The sequence below is a fragment of the Brevibacterium sp. UMB1308A genome (assembly GCF_030230605.1).
GTDB lineage: Bacteria > Actinomycetota > Actinomycetes > Actinomycetales > Brevibacteriaceae > Brevibacterium.
Map to the genome: position 1 here is coordinate 34,174 of NZ_JASPDO010000009.1, position 16,863 is coordinate 51,036.

Annotated in this window: 12 protein-coding genes and 1 tRNA gene; 8 read left to right on the forward strand and 5 right to left on the reverse strand. The window is 57.3% G+C overall.

The genetic code is table 11. The annotated features are described in order from the left end of the window. The first annotated feature begins 103 nt into the window (after positions 1–103). Complete coding sequence (locus QP868_RS05725; protein WP_284925650.1) at positions 104–2,716, forward strand: ATP-dependent Clp protease ATP-binding subunit; 2,613 nt, start codon at positions 104–106, stop codon at positions 2,714–2,716. A gap of 85 nt (positions 2,717–2,801) precedes the next feature. Next, positions 2,802–3,326 (forward strand): amino-acid N-acetyltransferase, encoded by a 525-nt coding sequence (locus QP868_RS05730; RefSeq protein ID WP_284925686.1) that lies wholly within the window; start codon positions 2,802–2,804, stop codon positions 3,324–3,326. Here the strand turns inward: QP868_RS05730 and QP868_RS05735 are convergent. Further along, positions 3,300–4,238: an HhH-GPD family protein gene (locus QP868_RS05735; RefSeq protein ID WP_284925651.1), complete on the reverse strand. Its 939-nt coding sequence runs from the start codon at positions 4,236–4,238 to the stop codon at positions 3,300–3,302. The genes QP868_RS05730 and QP868_RS05735 overlap by 27 nt on opposite strands. A 38-nt stretch (positions 4,239–4,276) precedes the next feature. On the opposite strand from QP868_RS05735, the gene QP868_RS05740 reads away from it, so the two are divergent. After that, positions 4,277–5,032, forward strand: coding sequence for a hypothetical protein (locus QP868_RS05740; protein WP_284925652.1), 756 nt, complete (start codon positions 4,277–4,279; stop codon positions 5,030–5,032). Between the two features lie 215 nt (positions 5,033–5,247). Here QP868_RS05740 and QP868_RS05745 read toward each other — a convergent pair whose 3' ends face one another. Together QP868_RS05745 and QP868_RS05750 are read right to left on the reverse strand one after the other, a co-directional pair. After that, positions 5,248–7,665 (reverse strand): HNH endonuclease signature motif containing protein, encoded by a 2,418-nt coding sequence (locus tag QP868_RS05745; protein WP_284925653.1) that lies wholly within the window; start codon positions 7,663–7,665, stop codon positions 5,248–5,250. Positions 7,666–8,653: 988 nt separating this feature from the next. Continuing rightward, entirely contained in the window at positions 8,654–10,450 is a 1,797-nt protein-coding gene (locus tag QP868_RS05750; RefSeq protein ID WP_284925654.1) for an AMP-dependent synthetase/ligase, read from the reverse strand. Positions 10,451–10,588: 138 nt separating this feature from the next. Here QP868_RS05750 and QP868_RS05755 point away from each other — a divergent pair. Beyond that, a tRNA-Asn gene (locus QP868_RS05755) sits at positions 10,589–10,661 on the forward strand. Between the two features lie 516 nt (positions 10,662–11,177). Continuing rightward, positions 11,178–11,711, forward strand: a complete 534-nt coding sequence (locus tag QP868_RS05760; RefSeq protein WP_284925655.1) for a LysE family translocator — start codon at positions 11,178–11,180, stop codon at positions 11,709–11,711. 10 nt (positions 11,712–11,721) lie between these two features. Here the strand turns inward: QP868_RS05760 and QP868_RS05765 are convergent, their stop codons facing one another. Then, a complete protein-coding gene (locus tag QP868_RS05765) occupies positions 11,722–12,447 on the reverse strand; it encodes a pyrimidine reductase family protein (protein WP_284925656.1) in 726 nt (241 codons plus the stop codon). Between the two features lie 32 nt (positions 12,448–12,479). Next, the gene (gene folP / locus QP868_RS05770; protein WP_284925657.1) at positions 12,480–13,358 is read right to left on the reverse strand and encodes a dihydropteroate synthase; all 879 of its coding nucleotides are present in this window, start codon (positions 13,356–13,358) and stop codon (positions 12,480–12,482) included. Positions 13,359–13,440: 82 nt separating this feature from the next. Between folP and QP868_RS05775 the strand changes: the two genes are divergently transcribed. From QP868_RS05775 to QP868_RS05785, 3 genes are all read left to right on the forward strand, one after another. Then, positions 13,441–14,430: a nucleoside hydrolase gene (locus tag QP868_RS05775; RefSeq protein WP_284925658.1), complete on the forward strand. Its 990-nt coding sequence runs from the start codon at positions 13,441–13,443 to the stop codon at positions 14,428–14,430. Further along, the gene (locus tag QP868_RS05780; RefSeq protein ID WP_284925659.1) at positions 14,418–15,227 is read left to right on the forward strand and encodes a ribokinase; all 810 of its coding nucleotides are present in this window, start codon (positions 14,418–14,420) and stop codon (positions 15,225–15,227) included. Before QP868_RS05775 ends, QP868_RS05780 begins: the two co-directional genes overlap by 13 nt. Positions 15,228–15,372: 145 nt before the next feature. After that, entirely contained in the window at positions 15,373–16,848 is a 1,476-nt protein-coding gene (locus QP868_RS05785; protein WP_284925660.1) for a peptide MFS transporter, read from the forward strand. Positions 16,849–16,863: the final 15 nt, after the last annotated feature.

The following is a 16,863-nucleotide window of genomic DNA, read 5'->3' on the forward strand; positions in this document are numbered from 1 at the left end:
AGAATTTCGCCATCAGCCGAACTGTTTCGGCTGATGGCGAAACTGCAAATAAAACACTGGCCCGCATGGTTACAGTCTTAGAAATCCAGAAATAGGAGGGCAAATGTTTGAACGGTTTACAGATCGTGCCCGTCGAGTCATCGTGCTGGCACAGGAAGAAGCCAAGCTTCTTAAGCACAACTACATCGGAACCGAACACATTCTTTTGGGGCTCATCCACGAAGGTGAAGGGATCGCTGCCAAAGCGCTCGAAGGAATGGACATTTCCCTCGAGGGTGTACGTGAACAGGTAGTCGACATCATTGGTGAGGGCCAGCAGGCTCCTACCGGTCACATTCCTTTTACCCCGCGTGCAAAGAAAGTGTTGGAGCTCAGCCTGCGGGAAGCCCTGCAGTTGGGACACACCTACATCGGTACCGAGCACATTCTTTTGGGCCTCATTCGCGAAGGTGAAGGCGTTGCCGCTCAGGTACTCGTGAAGCTGGGCGCCGACCTCGGCCGTGTGCGCCAGGAAGTTATCAAGCTCATTTCCGGTTACCAGGGCAAGGAACCCGCTTCCACCGGTGCGCGTGAAGAAGGCACGCCGTCTGGTTCGCTGGTGCTTGACCAGTTTGGGCGCAACCTCACCGCCGCTGCACGGGAAGGCAAGCTGGACCCGGTCATTGGGCGTGAAGAGCAGATGGAACGCGTCATGCAGGTGCTGTCGCGTAGGACCAAGAACAACCCGGTTCTCATCGGTGAACCCGGTGTAGGTAAGACGGCGGTTGTCGAAGGTCTCGCGCAGGCGATCGTGGCCGGTGACGTTCCTGAAACACTCAAAGACAAGCAGCTGTACACCTTGGACCTCGGTTCACTGGTGGCTGGTTCGCGTTACCGCGGTGACTTTGAAGAGCGCCTGAAGAAGGTCCTCAAGGAAATCCGTACTCGCGGGGACATCGTCCTGTTCATTGACGAAATCCACACCCTGGTGGGTGCGGGTGCAGCCGAAGGTGCGATTGACGCCGCCTCGATCCTGAAGCCCATGTTGGCCCGTGGGGAACTCCAAACAATTGGTGCCACCACGTTGGACGAGTACCGCAAGAACATCGAGAAGGACGCGGCTCTGGAACGTCGTTTCCAGCCTATCCAGGTGCCAGAACCTACGCTCGATATCGCAGTTCAGATTCTGCGTGGTCTGCGTGACCAGTACGAAAACCACCACAAGGTGACCATCACCGACGGTGCGTTGGAAGCTGCAGTCAACCTTTCTGACCGCTACATCAACGACCGCTACCTGCCGGACAAGGCGATTGACCTCATTGACGAAGCTGGTGCCAAACTGCGCATCACCCGCATGAGTGAACCGCAGGAAATCAAGGATCTCAACGAGAAGATCGCACAAGCTCGCAAGCGTAAAGAAGTTGCGATCGACAAGCAGAACTTTGAGCTTGCAGCTGATGAGCGCAACACGGAAATGGAGCTCACTAAGGAACGCGACAAGGCCGAAAAAGCGTGGCGTTCAGGTGCTAAGGGTGGCGGAGCGATCGTTGACGAAGAGCTGATCGCTGAAGTTCTGGCTAAGGCCACCGGCATCCCTGTGTTCAAGTTGACGGAAGAAGAGTCGTCGCGTCTTCTGCGCATGGAAGACGAACTGCACAAGCGCATTATTGGTCAGAACGATGCGATCAAGTCGGTGTCGCGGGCAATCCGCCGTACGCGTGCTGGGCTGAAAGACCCCAAGCGTCCGTCCGGTTCGTTCATCTTCGCCGGTCCTACCGGTGTGGGTAAGACGGAGCTCGCTAAGGCACTCGCTGAGTTCTTGTTCGGTGACGAGTCCGCGCTCATCAGCCTGGACATGAGTGAGTTCTCTGAGAAGCACACTGTGTCGCGTCTGTTCGGTTCGCCTCCGGGATACGTGGGATACGAAGAAGGTGGGCAGCTCACAGAGAAGGTGCGCCGCCGTCCATTCTCAATCGTGCTGTTTGACGAGGTTGAAAAGGCCCACGCGGACATCTTCAACTCGTTGCTACAGATCCTGGAAGACGGTCGTTTGACCGACTCGCAGGGTCGTGAGGTGGACTTCAAGAACACCATCATCATCATGACCACGAACCTGGGTACGCGCGACATCAACCGTGGAACCCCCATGGGCTTCCAGGCTGACAACGACACGTCAACCAGCTACGACCGTATGAAGCAAAAGGTCAACGAAGAGCTCAAGCAGCACTTCCGTCCTGAGTTCCTCAACCGTGTCGACGACACGATTGTGTTCCCACAGCTCCAGAAGGACGAAATCGTCAAGATTGTGGACCTGTTCCTGACTCGCCTGGACACGCGTCTGGCCGATCAGGGCATGAGCATCGAGGTGTCTGCCGACGCCAAGAACGCTCTTGCGGACCGTGGGTTCGACCCAGTTCTGGGTGCACGTCCTCTGCGTCGCACCATCCAACAGGACATCGAAGATCCACTGTCGGAAAAGATCCTGTTCAACGAGTTGCACTCGGGACAGCGCATCTACGTGGATGTGGAAGGCGAAGGGCCTCTGGCCACGTTCACCTTCCGCGGTGAAATGGATGACCGTGTGCTGACACGTTCCAAGGACGAAGAAGACAACACGGGCGCGATTCCGGAAGCTGGTCTTGCGAACGAAGAGGCTGGCAAACCGGACGTCACGGACGACACTGACGGTGCAGGTGGAAAAGCGGTAGCACAGGCTAACCAAACCACCGAAGAGTAAGAGGATCTAGCATTGGTGTGTGACTTCTTCTGAACCCACCAAGCTAGAACCTCACGGTGCGGGCGACGGCCAACGATGCCAGCAACTGGAGTCCGGTTTGCTCATCAGGCCGGCCCGCACCTCGGACGTGGCCGCTATCCGGGCACTGTGCCAGCCGCTCATTGACGAACGGATCCTGGTGCCCAAAGACCACGTGAACTACTTCGAGAACATTCAAGAGTTCATGGTGGTGACAGACCCCGACGGCACTTTGGCCGGCTGTGCCGCACTCCACGTGTTCTGGGAAGACTTGGCAGAGGTGAGGACAGTGGCAACCAGCGCTCAGTTCCGCCGCCGAGGTGTGGGTCGCGCGCTCATTGAGAGTCTCCTTCAGCGGGCAAAAGACCTGGGCGTCGACCGGGTGTTTTGTTTAACGTTCGAACGCGATTTCTTTGCTTCCGTGGGGTTTGAGCAGATCACGGGAACCCCAGTGTCTCCTGAAGTGTTCGCTGAACTGTTGCGTTCACAGGACGAAGGTACGGCCGAATTCCTGGACTTGGCCCGGGTGAAACCCAACACGTTGGGCAACTACCGGATGATGATTTCACTGGGGCAGGCTGAGAACGCCTGAGTTGCGGGCTGCTAGGCCGTCGCTCACCAGGTCATCGATGAGCCGGGCGATCCGGTCGTGTGTCCCCAAAGCTCGCACGCGGGTCAGGGACGAACCCACAGGCTCTGGAAGCTCTGTGATGACGCTGTCCTCAAAATCAGCGGCCGGAGCCGTAAAGTAGTCTTCTTGCAGTGCACAGCCTTGCACCGCGGACTCTTTAAGTACGGTCATGATGGCCCCGCGAAGCTGCCGGTCGGTGCCGTGCCACGCTTGGGTTTTGGGTCGGGCGCCGCTTTTTGGTTGCCCAGCTTTGAGCCATGCGCAGTGCTCCGCTAGTGGGCACTCGTGACACGAGGGGTTGCGGGACGTGCACACCAAAGCACCCAACTCCATGGCCGCGGCGTTGAACTCAACGTGGTGGTCCTTGGGGACGAACTGCCTGGCCCATGCGTGTTCTTTTTTGCTCAAGGCTGGTTTGGGGTGGTCAACGCCGGCGAACACCCGCGACAACACCCGCCGCACGTTCACGTCGAGCACAATCGTGCGCTGACCAAAAGCAAACGACGCAACCGCGGCCGCCGTGTACGGTCCCACCCCGGGTAGGGCCAACAAGCCTTCTTCGGTGCGCGGAACCTCGCCGTCCCCAATCGCTCGGGCGCATTCCTGCAACCGCAATGCGCGCCGGGGGTAACCGAGCGAGCCCCAGGCGACTAACACCTCGGCGGTGGGGGCGTCAGCCAGCGCGCGGGGAGTGGGCCAGCGCTCCATCCACGCCCGCCACACCGGTTCCACTCGGCTCATGGGGGTCTGGTGGGACATGATTTCAGAGACGAGCACCGCCCAGGCCGAGGTGTCCGCGGCTCTCCAGGGGAGGGGCCGCTGTGCGCTGGCGAACCAGTGAGTGAGCGCGCGAGCGACTTTTTGGTGTGTCAAGGTTTAACATCTCCGGCTGGCGGTCTAGGCTTCAAGTGATGTCTCAGAATAACAACTCTCGTCCTGGTCGATTGCCCGCCTCCGTGTACCGCAGGCGGCGCATTACCGTGCTGGGGTTGGCGGTTGTTGTTCTGGCCCTGTTTACCGTGGGCATTGTGCTGTTGGCGCAAGGGCTCACAAAGAACACGGCTGGGCCGGGGGAGTCGCAGGTGCAAGCTGGGTCTGGTAATGAGCAGGGCCAAGACGGTTCGCAGGGCGGCGCAGGTGAGTCTGATGGGACCAATGGTGCTGGTGGGGAGCCTGCGGAACCAGGGCCTGATGAGGCGTCGGGTAAGTGCCCTACTGAAGCTGTTGAGATTTCAGCCAAGACCGACAAGCCCAGCTACAAGCCCAATTCGGTCATCAAACTAGAGCTGGGCGTGACGAATAAGCACAACGCGTCGTGCGCAATCGACGTGGGGCCGCAGAAACAGACGTTCACGGTGAAAAAGGACAAGGACACCGTGTGGAGTTCCGCGTTCTGTGTGAGTGGCGAGCAGAAGGACCAAACGCAGGTGTTTGTGGCTGGTGCAAACAAGAAATCGGTTCTGCCGTGGGACATGATCCCCACGGACGACAAGTGCAACCGCACAAAAGACACACTTGACCCGGGCGAATACACGCTAGTGACCAAGCTGGGCGACATCGAGAGCCAGCCGGCTAAGTTCGTGGTCGAAAAGCCAGAAGAGAAGAAACCTGAGGGCGAGGACAAGCCTGCAGGCGAGGAAAAGACTCAGGACAAGGAACAGAACTAAGGCCCGGAGTAAGGCTGAGGTTAGAGCTAGGAGTAGGGCTGGCGGGGAAAGTTTTCGTCGCCGTGGGAGAATAGCCCGCCCTTTCGTAGCCCCCCACTTCCCGGTAATCCAGCATTAGTCCCGGCCGTGACCCGGCGGTCTGGCCCTCGTCGTAGTCAGAAAGACCGAGGTTAGAGCGACCCTGTTTATAGCGGCCAAGTTTAGGCATTCCCTGGTCAGAATGGTGGTGGTTCTTCGCTGGGTTCCCAGGGGCGGGTGTCCCCGTTGAACACTTCCGCTGCGATTGCGTACTCGTCTGCAACCTCACGGGGGAACTCCTGGGCCCACCCTGGACTTTCAGCAGTCCCTGGTTCAAAGCGGTTCGCGGCCGTGGACTCAGGGCTGCCTGCCTCCGTGGGTTCTGCACCATGACCAGTCCCGGATTGAGAGCGGTGCGTGGTTTCGTGTTCTGTTGCTAGGTATTCGTTGATGGTGTGGCTGATGTCTTGGTCACCGGTGTCGAAGTACTCAAGTAACCGTTCGTACTGGAGTTGGTTAATCCGTGATTCTGGCGGGTAGACCAGCATGGCACCAATCCTGGGCAACACCCACGCCAGGGAACCGTCATCCATCTTGTCGACGCGGAGTCGTTTCTGGGTTTTCTCTTGATGATGCCGCTTACACAACGGGTGCAGATTCTCCATCACCGTCAACCCACCCGACTCGGGGTCTTCATGGTTGAACGGTTCGATGTGGTCTTTTTCGCACACCCGGGCAGGTGTGGCACACCACGGGGCACTGCAATCAGGATGCCTAGCTTCCACCATGCGTTTCAAAGCTGCTGGTATGTAATACTTCGTCGGTGTGGATTCCAGGACTACCCCGGTTTCGGGGTCTGTGAACATCCGGTACACCCACTTCGCCTGCACGATCACCTCATCAGCAGTCTTTACGTCTAATGGCACCCGGCCATTCATCATCACCGGAACCCGCGCACCTGGATCCACCTCAACTGGCAACCCAAAATCAAGCTCACTACCCGTAGCACTATCAGCACCCAGGGTCTCACCGACATTCAGGCGTTCCGCGGTGTTCAAGAACTCTTCCGGATTTAGAGTTTCTTCACTACCCGGCGGCACATTAGTCCCTGTTGGCGCACTGCTCCCTTGGTTCTCATGTATTCGTTCGTCGGTTTGGTTTCTTCCGGGGTCTTGGTTTTCGGGTCTGTGTTTGTCTGCCCCGGGGTCTTTTCCTGAACCATCGCTCCGGTATTTGTCTCTGTGTTTGTTTGGTGGTGGGTTGTGCGTGAGGAAGTGCAGGACTGGGACTGTGACGGTGATACCGGCTTGGGCTTTTAACCATTCTTCTTTTTCAGGCATCGACACGCACAACTCAAGCTCGTACACGCCTTCAGCCTGCCGAGCTTCACGTTTCTCAGCCCACACAGAACCAGACCCACCCACACCAGGGCCACCCACATCACGGGCATCGCCACGGGCGTTTTCCTCACCTGGACCGCCGACTTCGAAAACGCCATCGGCTTCCGCGCCAGGAACACCTGGGTCGAAGGTGTCTTTGGTGTAGGTGGCTTTGATGGGGGCGTGTTTACCTGTCGGGGTCACGCGGACACGCAGGGTTGTTGAGGGTTTAGCCCCGGTAATCAAATCCAGAGTCAACTGATCCATGAGCCGGTCATCATCAACCTCAACCCGACCCAAATCGCCTACGCGTATTTCTGTTGTGTCTCCGTTGGTTTCGGTAATAAACAAGGCTTGTTGTTCATCTGTCAGCCTGGCGGTAAAGGGTTCTATGTGGTTTGCCAGGATCGCCCTGGCAGTCCCACGCACTCGCTGATAAAACGCTTCCATCTCCAACACCGGCCCCGTCAGCGACAGCGTGGCTGTCCCATCATCATTCACCCAATACGACACGCCCCGGTTACGCTTCGCGTTCTCCACCTGGGTTTCAGGAGTCGTAAGCATGGCGAGGACCTCGTTGACGTGCCGCCTAAACGTTTTCCAGGGCACGTTCACGGGTTTGTTGGTGAGCATGTCATCAAACACCGGGATACACACCCCAGCACGACTCACTCTGCCAACCGTATACAAGACCCGGTCAAACCCAACCACACCAGCCTTAGCAAGTGACCACAACTTGGGCATGAGCACGACCGCTGTCATCATCTTCCGCACCCGGGTAATGAGTTGGGACCGTGTGCAATCCAACAGTTTCGCTAACACCCCTTCGGTCGGGGTCGGCAACTCATCCGGCACACGTTCCACACTAGCCACTGTGGCCACCTCACCCGAGGGCAACACCACACACGCCACCACATCATCCACACCCACAGAAGCCGTGTGAGAAGAAGTCGCGCCGAAGGAAGAGCCAGCAACTGCTCCCGCATTTGAGCTTTCCCCTGCCGTGCCGCCTGTGACGAGTGGGCCAGCCCCGGGATTAGAGGTAAACACTGCGTGTAAACCATGAGTGAACTCATCGACTGGGGTGATGTGGGCGCTAATCACGGCAGCTACGGCTTCGGCTTGTTTCACACTCACTTCGTCCATCATCCGTGTGGTGTTTTTGACTGTTTCGAATAGTTCAGCAGCCGGGCCGTCGTGCATGCCGTTGCGCGTATCCGCGTGTGTTGTGGTCATGTGGGTTCACCTCCTTGCTTTCTTCTATTCTATTTGCGTTCGATTGGCGGGTCAAGAGTTTTGTTCATTTTGTTTCTATTTGTGTTCGAACGAGCGTTCAGTCGCACACACAAAAAAACCTTCCACAACGGAAGAAACCGGTGCTGATAGGAGGACATGCGGACGCCAGCAAGCGCACCGCGAGCCAACTTCGGAAGTGAAAGCAAAGGCACGTAGCTAAACAAGCCAGGCGCACGGACAAGAAACAGCCCCTGGCGAGCAACGAAACGGCGCAAAGCGAACAAAACCACGCAATATAACGCGCCGTCTCGCTCACCTTGCGCCACCTGGACATGAAAGATAACCAAGAACGTAAACACTCGGCTAGCCACAACCCCACTCGGAAGCGAGTACCCGTCTAGCGTTCCTTACCGCGGGCTACCCCGACAGAACAAAGAGGCTGAACTTCCGCCCACGCACACTCTCGAGCTACTAATCAGCCAGCAGTCAACCAAGTGACAGCAATGAGCCACCTCGGCAATGTGAGGAACTACCCGACAGTCCCCTAAGTCCAGTCACCACCCACCTCGGGCATACGAGCGGCGATGCCAGACAAACCCAAACACCAGCTTCGGAAGTGAAAGCAAAGGCACGTAGCTAAACAAGCCAGGCGCCCGGACAAGAAACAGCCCCCCCACCCAGACACGAAACGGCGCAAAGCGAGCAAGACTGCGCAATATAATGCGCCGTCTCGCTCACTTAGCGCGATCTGGTCGCGAAAGGTCGTTAACCACGCAGGAGGACGCGCCGTACTTAATCAACACTCCAGCGAGCGGAAGATGACAACCGGAAACTCGAAAACAAGGCCTAGCTACGGCCTCGGCGACAATACGCCCTAAACGGCCTCTACCAGCTCGCCCGCAACCGAAGGGAACAAGAAACGCAAGAGCACAGCAACTGCACAACTACAGTTGACTGGACCACCCCCAACAACCCACAGGCACACAAACTACTTGTCGTACAGCGCGGCATATTCCCGGGCGAAGTGCTTCAGGACAACTGGGCGCCGCACCTTCAGCGACGCCGAAAGCTCGTCCTTTGTCTGCTCGAGATCCCGCGGCAGCACCACGTACTTGCGAATCGACTGCGCGCGGTTAACGTTCTCGTTCGCATACTTCACGGCAGTGTCGATAGCCTCGCGCACCTTGGGGTGGCGCCCAGCCTCTTCAACGCTCATGGAAGGCAAACCATTAGTCTTGAGCCAGCCGGGAAGCATTTCACCGTCGAGCGTAATCATGGCTCCCACGAACCGCTCCCGGTCCCCCACGACAACCACTTCAGAGATGAGCGTGTGCCTGCGAAGTGCATCTTCAAGAACTGCCGGTTGCACGTTTTCGCCACCAGCCGTCACGAGCAGCTCCTTCACGCGCCCCGTCACCGTGAGATAACCTTCGTCGTCCAACTTCCCGAGGTCGCCCGTCTTGTACCAGCCGTCGTCAAAGGCTTCCTTGGTCGCCTCAGGGTTATCCAGGTAGCCACGGAAAACGTGCGGCCCCTTAATCTGAATTTCGCCGGATTCCACTACTCGCAAAGAAGCACCAGGAAACGCTGTCCCCACCGTGCCAACCTTCAAATGCCCGGGAAGATTCACAGATGTGGGAGCGGCTGTCTCCGTCGCCCCGTAGCCTTCAAGAATCTGAATCCCAAGCCCGCGGTAGAAATGCCCTAACCACTGCCCCAGCGGCGCGCCACCGCAAATCGCGTACGCAACATCGCCACCCAGGGCCTTGCGCAGTTTCGAGAACACCACCGCGTCCGCCGCTGCATGCTGGGCTTTCAGAGCCAACCCGGGGCCACCTCGGTCTTGGGCCACCGAGTACGCGTACGCGACGCGGGACGCCCAATCGAAAATCATCTTCTGCAGCTTGCCCGCGTTGCGTGCCTTGTTAAACACGGTCTCAAAGACCCGAGGCACAGCCAGGAGCCAGGTTGGTTTGAAATCGCCGAGGTCGTCAACGACCGTTTTCATCGACGGCGTGTACCCCACAACGCACCGGCTGTACAGGCACACGAACTCGATGAACCGTCCAAACACGTGCGACAGCGGCAAGAACATGAGGATCCGGCTGTCTTGACCAGCCAGAACTGTCCCGCCCAGCGCCGGGTTTTCCACACCGTTGACGGCGTGGTGCATGAAGTTGGCGTGGCTCAGTAGCGCGCCTTTGGGGTTTCCCGTGGTTCCCGAGGTGTACACGATGGTTGCGATGTCATCGGGCTGGAGTGCGTGGATGCGGGTATCGACTTCGTCCTGCGGGGTCTCATTTGCGGCATCCTGGAGACGTTTCACATCTCCCCTGTCGATCACGTGAAGATCCAGGGACATCTGCTCCACAACAGGAGCGGTGACCTTCTCATACTCTTCTGACTCCACGATCAGCGTGGTCAGGTCCGAGTTTTCTGCGATCCATTCCACTTGCTTCGTGGAGCTCGTTTGATAGATGGGGACCACCACCCCACCGGCGCACATGACAGCCAAGTCGCACACGACCCAGTCATAACTGGTGTTGCCCATAAGACCCACACGGTCGCCGGGCTTCAACCCGTGGGCGATCAACCCACGCGCCATGGTGAACACGTCACGAGCGTAGTCACGCACGGTGATCTGCTCAAACATGCCCGATGCGCCGCGGCGCTCACAGTAAACGTCGTTCGGGTAGTCCCGTAGACGTTCGACAAGGACCGCCGGAATACTCGCCGGGTAGGACAGATTTTCTTCGACAGGCGTCGACGCTTCGCGAACTGACACGTAGACCTTCAGGGGTTGGAGAGACTTTACAACCGTTCAGTTTACGTTTGAAAGCGCGTATATACGAACCGCGTGGCGCATCAATTTTGAGTTCGTTTAAAAAGCTGTTACTGTTAATTCTCGTGCTCAGCACGATATTCCTCCGTAGCTCAGTTGGCAGAGCATTCGACTGTTAATCGAAGGGTCGCTGGTTCGAGCCCAGCCGGGGGAGCATAAATAAAGCGGGACGCGCAGTGCGTGTCCCGCTTTTTAGTGCCCTGACCTGGGGAAACGTTTGCTTATCAGACGTGCAGGCAGATGTCGACTCGAACGTGCAATGCAAAAGTGGCACACAGCAAAAGTGGTTCAGTGTGCCACTTTTGCTATTCATCTCAGGACTCTCGCACTAGCCGAGATCACTATCCGATGGCGCACCAATTCGCAGGGCGTAGCGCACGAAAAGCTATACGCAACGTACGGCCACTGTTTCAAGTCATACCAAGCTATTGACATGTGACATGTGATATGTGTCACCATAAACTGCAGTGAACGTAAAAAGTGGCATGCACAGCCACCACCACGATGGGAAGTGAACAAGAGCAAGTCCTTGGATAGGAGGCGCAAACCCAACCGAGACCGTTAAGGGATCGAGTGCGATCGACTGAAACCAGCATGCTGAAGCGGTTATAGGACGAGGTGAGTTGAAATAGAACTGGCACTTTTTACGGCTTATGCCTTCATATCGAGTGTGACTCCAGGTCCTGCCAATGTAGCCATTTTCGGCCGAGCGTCGCAGAAGGGGCTTAGATCCGTTCTCCCGTTTGTGATCGGGGTCGTGAGCGGATTTCTTGTAGTACTTGCCACCAGCGAAGTTCTTGTGCGCTGGGGAGTTGAACTAGCAGGCCCGTTTTATCTGGCTCTAAAGATAGTCGGTTCGCTGTATCTTCTGTACCTTGCGTACCGACTGTGGCGGGAAGCTGGAGTAGAAACGACACCCTCAACAAGTATTGTGACGGGCCTCGGTGCCGGGTTTCTTGTCCACGTCACTTCATTGAAGGCCTGGCTGTTTCCATTTATTGCCTTTACAGTCTTGGTTCCGCATGAAAACCGAGCAATCACACCGATCGCCGTGTTCTGGGTTTGCGCAGTCGTGTCTCATCTCCTCTGGGCTTGGCTTGGCGGCGCCGCTCACACCTATTTAAGCTCACGGCGGATAAAACTGATTAATCAGTTGTCAGCGGTTATGCTCGCAATTCTCGTCGTCTATACGTTGATCTCCTAGTTCCTGCGACTTACCTTTTGCACAGGCGGTACCTCAGGAAAATTTCGCTCCCCTGGCGAAGCACCGAGGTGAGGGTCATCCTGGTTGGATGTTCGGCCTCGGAGTGCGCAATGCGAGGTGCCTCACCGGCCACAATCCACGGCGCCACCGTCACACACAGCTCGTTCACCACACCCGCACCAACGAACTCGCCAAACACCTGCGGACCACCTTCACCGTGAACGTGCGTCAACCCCCGGGCCTTCAACTCCTCAACCACCCTGACAGGAGACACGGAATGCTCGCCCGCGACAACGACCTCGGCGACATCTGCCAACCGCTCCCGCCTCCCAGCCGGAGCAGCCTCACTCGTCACCACCACGGGCCGCACAGGCGCTTCAACAAACATCGCCTCCTCAGGTTCCACACTGAGCCTGTTAGACACGACAACCAACGTGGGGTGGGCCGCAAGCCCATGACGCACCCGCCACTCCTGGTCCGCCTGCGACATCCGCATAGCCCCGTACCCTTCAGCTTTCAACGTGCCGGACCCCACCATGACACAATGCGCAGGCAAACGTTGCAACCGCAACAGCCGCTGATCGTGCTCATCACCCAACCCGCCGGAAAGCCCGTCAACCGTGGCCGCACCGTCAATGGAGCTTATGAAGTTCATCCGCACCCACGGTCCAGACGGAAACGCATACATGTCCAACAACTCATCGTCGGTCAGCTGGTCCAATTCGTGAATTTCCATCCCACTCCCCTAGCCAAGCAATCCCCTAGCCCCTAAACGTTATGCGTGGGATGCGTGTTGTGGATCAGTTCAAACGGTTCACGCAAGCCCAAAATCGCCTCGGTCATATGCACCGCATCCACCGTCGCATCAATGTCATGCATGCGCACAATCCGTGCACCAGACATCACACACGCCGTCATCGCGGCAAGCGAACCGGCCAACCTCTGACCCTGCTCCCGCTTCGTACACTCGCCAATGAAGTCTTTATTCGACACCGCCACCATCACCGGGAACCCCAGGTCCACCATCTCATCCAACCTGCGAGTCAACTCCAAAGAGTGCAGCGTGTTCTTATCCAAATCGTGCCCGGGATCCACAATGATCCGGTCACTCGCCACCCCGGCCTGTTGCAAACGCTCAACGCGCTCCCGCACAAACGCCACAACCTCGGCCACCACATCGTCGTAGTACGCCGCCGACTTCTCTTCACGCGGCTTACCGGCCGAATGACACACAATCGCATACGCACCCGCCTGCGCAATGACGTCGATCATGTCGGCGTCCACAAAACCCGACGTGTCGTTAATGATCTGCGCCCCAGCCTCAAGCGCTTCACGCGCAACCTGCGACCGGTACGTATCCACGGAAATCACCGCCTCTGGCCGCTCCCGCAACAGCGCACGCACAAACGGCACCACCCGCTCGCACTCCTCCTCTGCGCTCACGTACGGCCCGCGCCCAAATGGCACTCCCCCAATGTCAATCCAGTGAGCACCCGCGTCCAACGCACCCACCGCCGCCCGCACCGAGGCGTCCAAACCGAAAGTGGCACCCTTGTCATAGAAGGAATCGGGAGTTCGATTCACGACCGCCATAATCGCGACTTTTTCATTCTTCCCCAGCCCCGTGGGCCCTATACTCCCTCGCATACACACATAGTACTTCCACGTCTCAACACCACCAGGACCGGCAATTTTGTGTTTCGCGTCACTACAGCGTACACATATACATGTGCTCTTATCCGAACCTTCCACTCCCGCCATCCTCGATGTTGACACCGGACTCGACGACGCCTACGCCCTCATGTTCGCCGCCCGCTGCCCCAGCATCGACCTACTAGGTGTGACGTGCGTGGCTGGCAACGTGGGTGTGGGTCAGGTTGTTCGCAACACCTTGGACGTTTTGGACATGAGTGGGGCGGCCGAGGTGCCCGTCGCCTCAGGCGCGACCGGCCCCCTGGCAGATGACCACCGTAGTGCGGACCATTATCACGGCGAAAACGGTGTGGGCGGAGTACAGCTCCCCCGCTCCCCACGACAACCCGTGGAGGAACCTGCCACTGAGTTTCTTTACCGCGTACTTTCTGAGTCGTCGCGCCCGGTCACTCTCATCGCTCTGGCACCATTGACGAACATTGCCCTGCTTCTTCGCGCATACCCACAGGCACGCACACACATTGACAGGATCGTCTGGATGGGTGGGGCACGCCGGTACGGTAACGTCACTGCATCTGCCGAATTCAACGCATGGAGCGACCCTGAGGCTGCCCACGAAGTACTCCACAGCGGAATCCCCATCACGCTATACCCCCTGGAACCCTTCTACACGGTCACTGTCAGCAGCCAGCAAGTAGCCGAGTACACCTCGGCGGAGGATGCGCGGATCCGCACCATTGGACAGATGCTGGCATACTCCCAAACCCGCAACGCAGGTGAAACCCGTATCCCTGACCACGCGGCTTCATGCCTGGGCGATGCAGGTGCCGTTATGAGTGTTGCCGCACCAGAACTCACTACTCATGCGCGGTTTGCTGTAGACATTGAACTCGACGGCACTCTCACACGCGGACGCACGGTGATGGACGAACGGACCTCGCACACGGACACACACCCAGATGATGAGCCATTCCACACGCAGGTCATCACAGAAGTCGACTACGAAGCTATGGAACAGCTTTTTATCAACACCGTCATTGCAGGAGAAGATACATGGGCAAAGTAATCGTCGTCGGATCCGTCAACGTCGACACCGTCCTCATGGTTAACCGGCACCCGCGCGTCGGCGAAACAATCTTTACGAACAAACTGGTCATCCAGCCAGGCGGCAAAGGCGCGAACCAGGCCGTCGCAGCTGCACGAGCAGGCGCAAAGACCTACCTGGTGGGTCTCACAGGAAGTGACAACGACGGCAAAAGGTATCGCAAGCACCTAGTCAATTGCGATGTCGATGTCAGCCACTTAGGACAAGTCGACGGCTACACAGGCTCTGCATATATTGTGGTGGATTCACGCGGCGAAAACTCGATCGTAGTGGACCCCGGCGCGAATCAGCACGTGGGCGACGATCAGATCGAAGCCGTTCGACAACTGGTAGAACCCGGTGACGTTGTGACCAGCATGAACGAAGTCCCCACCCCAGCGATTATTGGTGCACTGGAAGTGGCAAAAGAGGGCGGGGCTACCACCGTGTTCAACCCGTCCCCGTGGGAAGAGGACATGCGCAGACTCGTGGAGATGTGCGACATTGTGGTTGCTAACGAGTTCGAGTCACAACAGTTAGGAAGCGAAAACCACTCGATTGCCATGACTTTCGGGGCTCGTGGAGCATTGTGGGACGGCATTTTCGCACCCGCCCCAGAAGTTGAAGCGTTCGATTCGACCGGCGCAGGAGATGTTTTCACCGGCACCTTGTGTGCCATGCTCGCCCAGGGCGCGTCAAAGGAAGACGCACTCACGGTTGCGGTGCACAAAGGGTCGCACTCTGTGACCCATCAGGGCGCACAAATCTGGACGGTGTGAGCCACGTCAACACCGTTCATTGACCCACGTCACTGAGTGTGTTATTCATCACCATTGCACCAAATCCGCCCGTTGAAGTGGCTTTCGTTCATTCTGAACCCTTAAGGTTTGGCTCTGCATACATTGTCGTAACCTAAGGATTCGCATGGCTTCAGCAGCCACACACACGGGAGAACACTCTCAGACGAGGGACACTCGCTTTTTCGGCCATCCACTTCCTCTCGCCCAACTGTTTGGGCTCGAAATGTGGGAGCGTTTTTCCTACTACGGAATGACCGGGCTTCTGGCCCTCTACCTGTACACGGCCGTGGACCTGGGCGGTGTTGGCCTGGAAGAACCTACAGCGCTGGCAATTGTTGGCGCCTATGGTGGTGCAGTGTTCTTAGCGACCGTGCTGGGAGCATGGATTGCTGACCGCCTGATGGGCGCTGAACCTGTTCTCTTCTGGTCAGCTGTCATCATCATGACTGGGCACATTGCTCTTGCTTTGCTCCCTGGTTTAGGCGGTGTCGCCGTTGGTCTGATCCTGGTTGCTTTGGGGTCTGGAGGCCTTAAAGCTAACGCATCAGCTCTTGTGGGAAGCCTCTACGACGAAAAGGACTCCCGCCGTGAAGCCGGTTTCTCGATCTTCTACATGGGCGTGAACTTGGGCGCCTTACTGGGGCCTCTTCTTACAGGTATTTTGCAGCAGCGTATTGGCTTCCATATTGCTTTCGGTGCAGCAGCGGCAGGAATGGCGTTGGGTCTTGTCATCTACCTGACTGGTCGCCACAAGATGCCTGTTGAAGCCCGCCACGTCCCGGAACCACTCCCCCGCAAGAAGATGTGGGTTCTACCAGCCTCGATCATTGGAACTGTGCTCGCGATCTTCGCGCTGTGGACGAGCGGTCTGATGAACAAGGAGAATTTGGCGACGTGGACTGCTCTTGTTTCCTTGGGTGCCGCGGTGATTTATTTTACCGTCATGCTCGCTTCCAAGGACGTCAACAGCACAGAGCGCAGTCGTGTGTTGTCGTTTATTCCCTACTTCATTGCGTCCATTGCTTTTTGGTCGCTGTACCAGCAGATCTTCAACGTCATGACCAGTTACTCGCAAAACCAGCTGGACCGCACCCTGTTCGGCTGGGAAATGCCAATCAACTGGATCCAGCTGATCCCACCGATCTTCGTTATCGCACTCGCACCGGTTTTCTCCGCTATCTGGCTCAAAATGGGTGACCGTCAACCTTCAGCCCCTGTCAAAGCCGGTCTGGCACTGATCATCATTGGTGGCGCCTTCCTCATGTTCCTGGTGTACGCGAATGCAGAAAAGAACACCGTCCCACTCCTGTGGGTCACCCTCATCTTCATGCTGTTCGTGATCGCTGAACTCTTGATTTCGCCTATCGGTTTGAGCCTCTCGACCCGTTTGGCGCCCAAGGCTTACACATCCCAAATGATTGCTGTGTTCTTCTTGTCCTCTGGTGTAGGAACTGCCCTGTCTGGAGTCTTCTCTGAGTACTATGACGCTGCTAACCAAGTTCCTTATTGGTCTGCTCTTGGTGCCGGATCCATCGTAGTGGGAATTGTGGTCTTGGCAGTTGCTAAACCAGTTGTGAAGCTCATGAAGGGTGTCCGGTAAGCATCTACATTGCGC

What these genes read in the sequence shown, in the direction of transcription:
- QP868_RS05725 (WP_284925650.1), top strand. Translation starts at nt 104, where the DNA reads ATGTTTGAACGGTTTACAGATCGTGCCCGTCGAGTCATCGTGCTGGCA.
- QP868_RS05740 (WP_284925652.1), top strand. Translation starts at nt 4,277, where the DNA reads ATGTCTCAGAATAACAACTCTCGTCCTGGTCGATTGCCCGCCTCCGTG.
- QP868_RS05745 (WP_284925653.1), bottom strand. Translation starts at nt 7,665, where the DNA reads ATGACCACAACACACGCGGATACGCGCAACGGCATGCACGACGGCCCG.
- QP868_RS05765 (WP_284925656.1), bottom strand. Translation starts at nt 12,447, where the DNA reads ATGGAAATTCACGAATTGGACCAGCTGACCGACGATGAGTTGTTGGAC.
- folP (WP_284925657.1), bottom strand. Translation starts at nt 13,358, where the DNA reads ATGCGAGGGAGTATAGGGCCCACGGGGCTGGGGAAGAATGAAAAAGTC.
- QP868_RS05780 (WP_284925659.1), top strand. Translation starts at nt 14,418, where the DNA reads ATGGGCAAAGTAATCGTCGTCGGATCCGTCAACGTCGACACCGTCCTC.
- QP868_RS05785 (WP_284925660.1), top strand. Translation starts at nt 15,373, where the DNA reads ATGGCTTCAGCAGCCACACACACGGGAGAACACTCTCAGACGAGGGAC.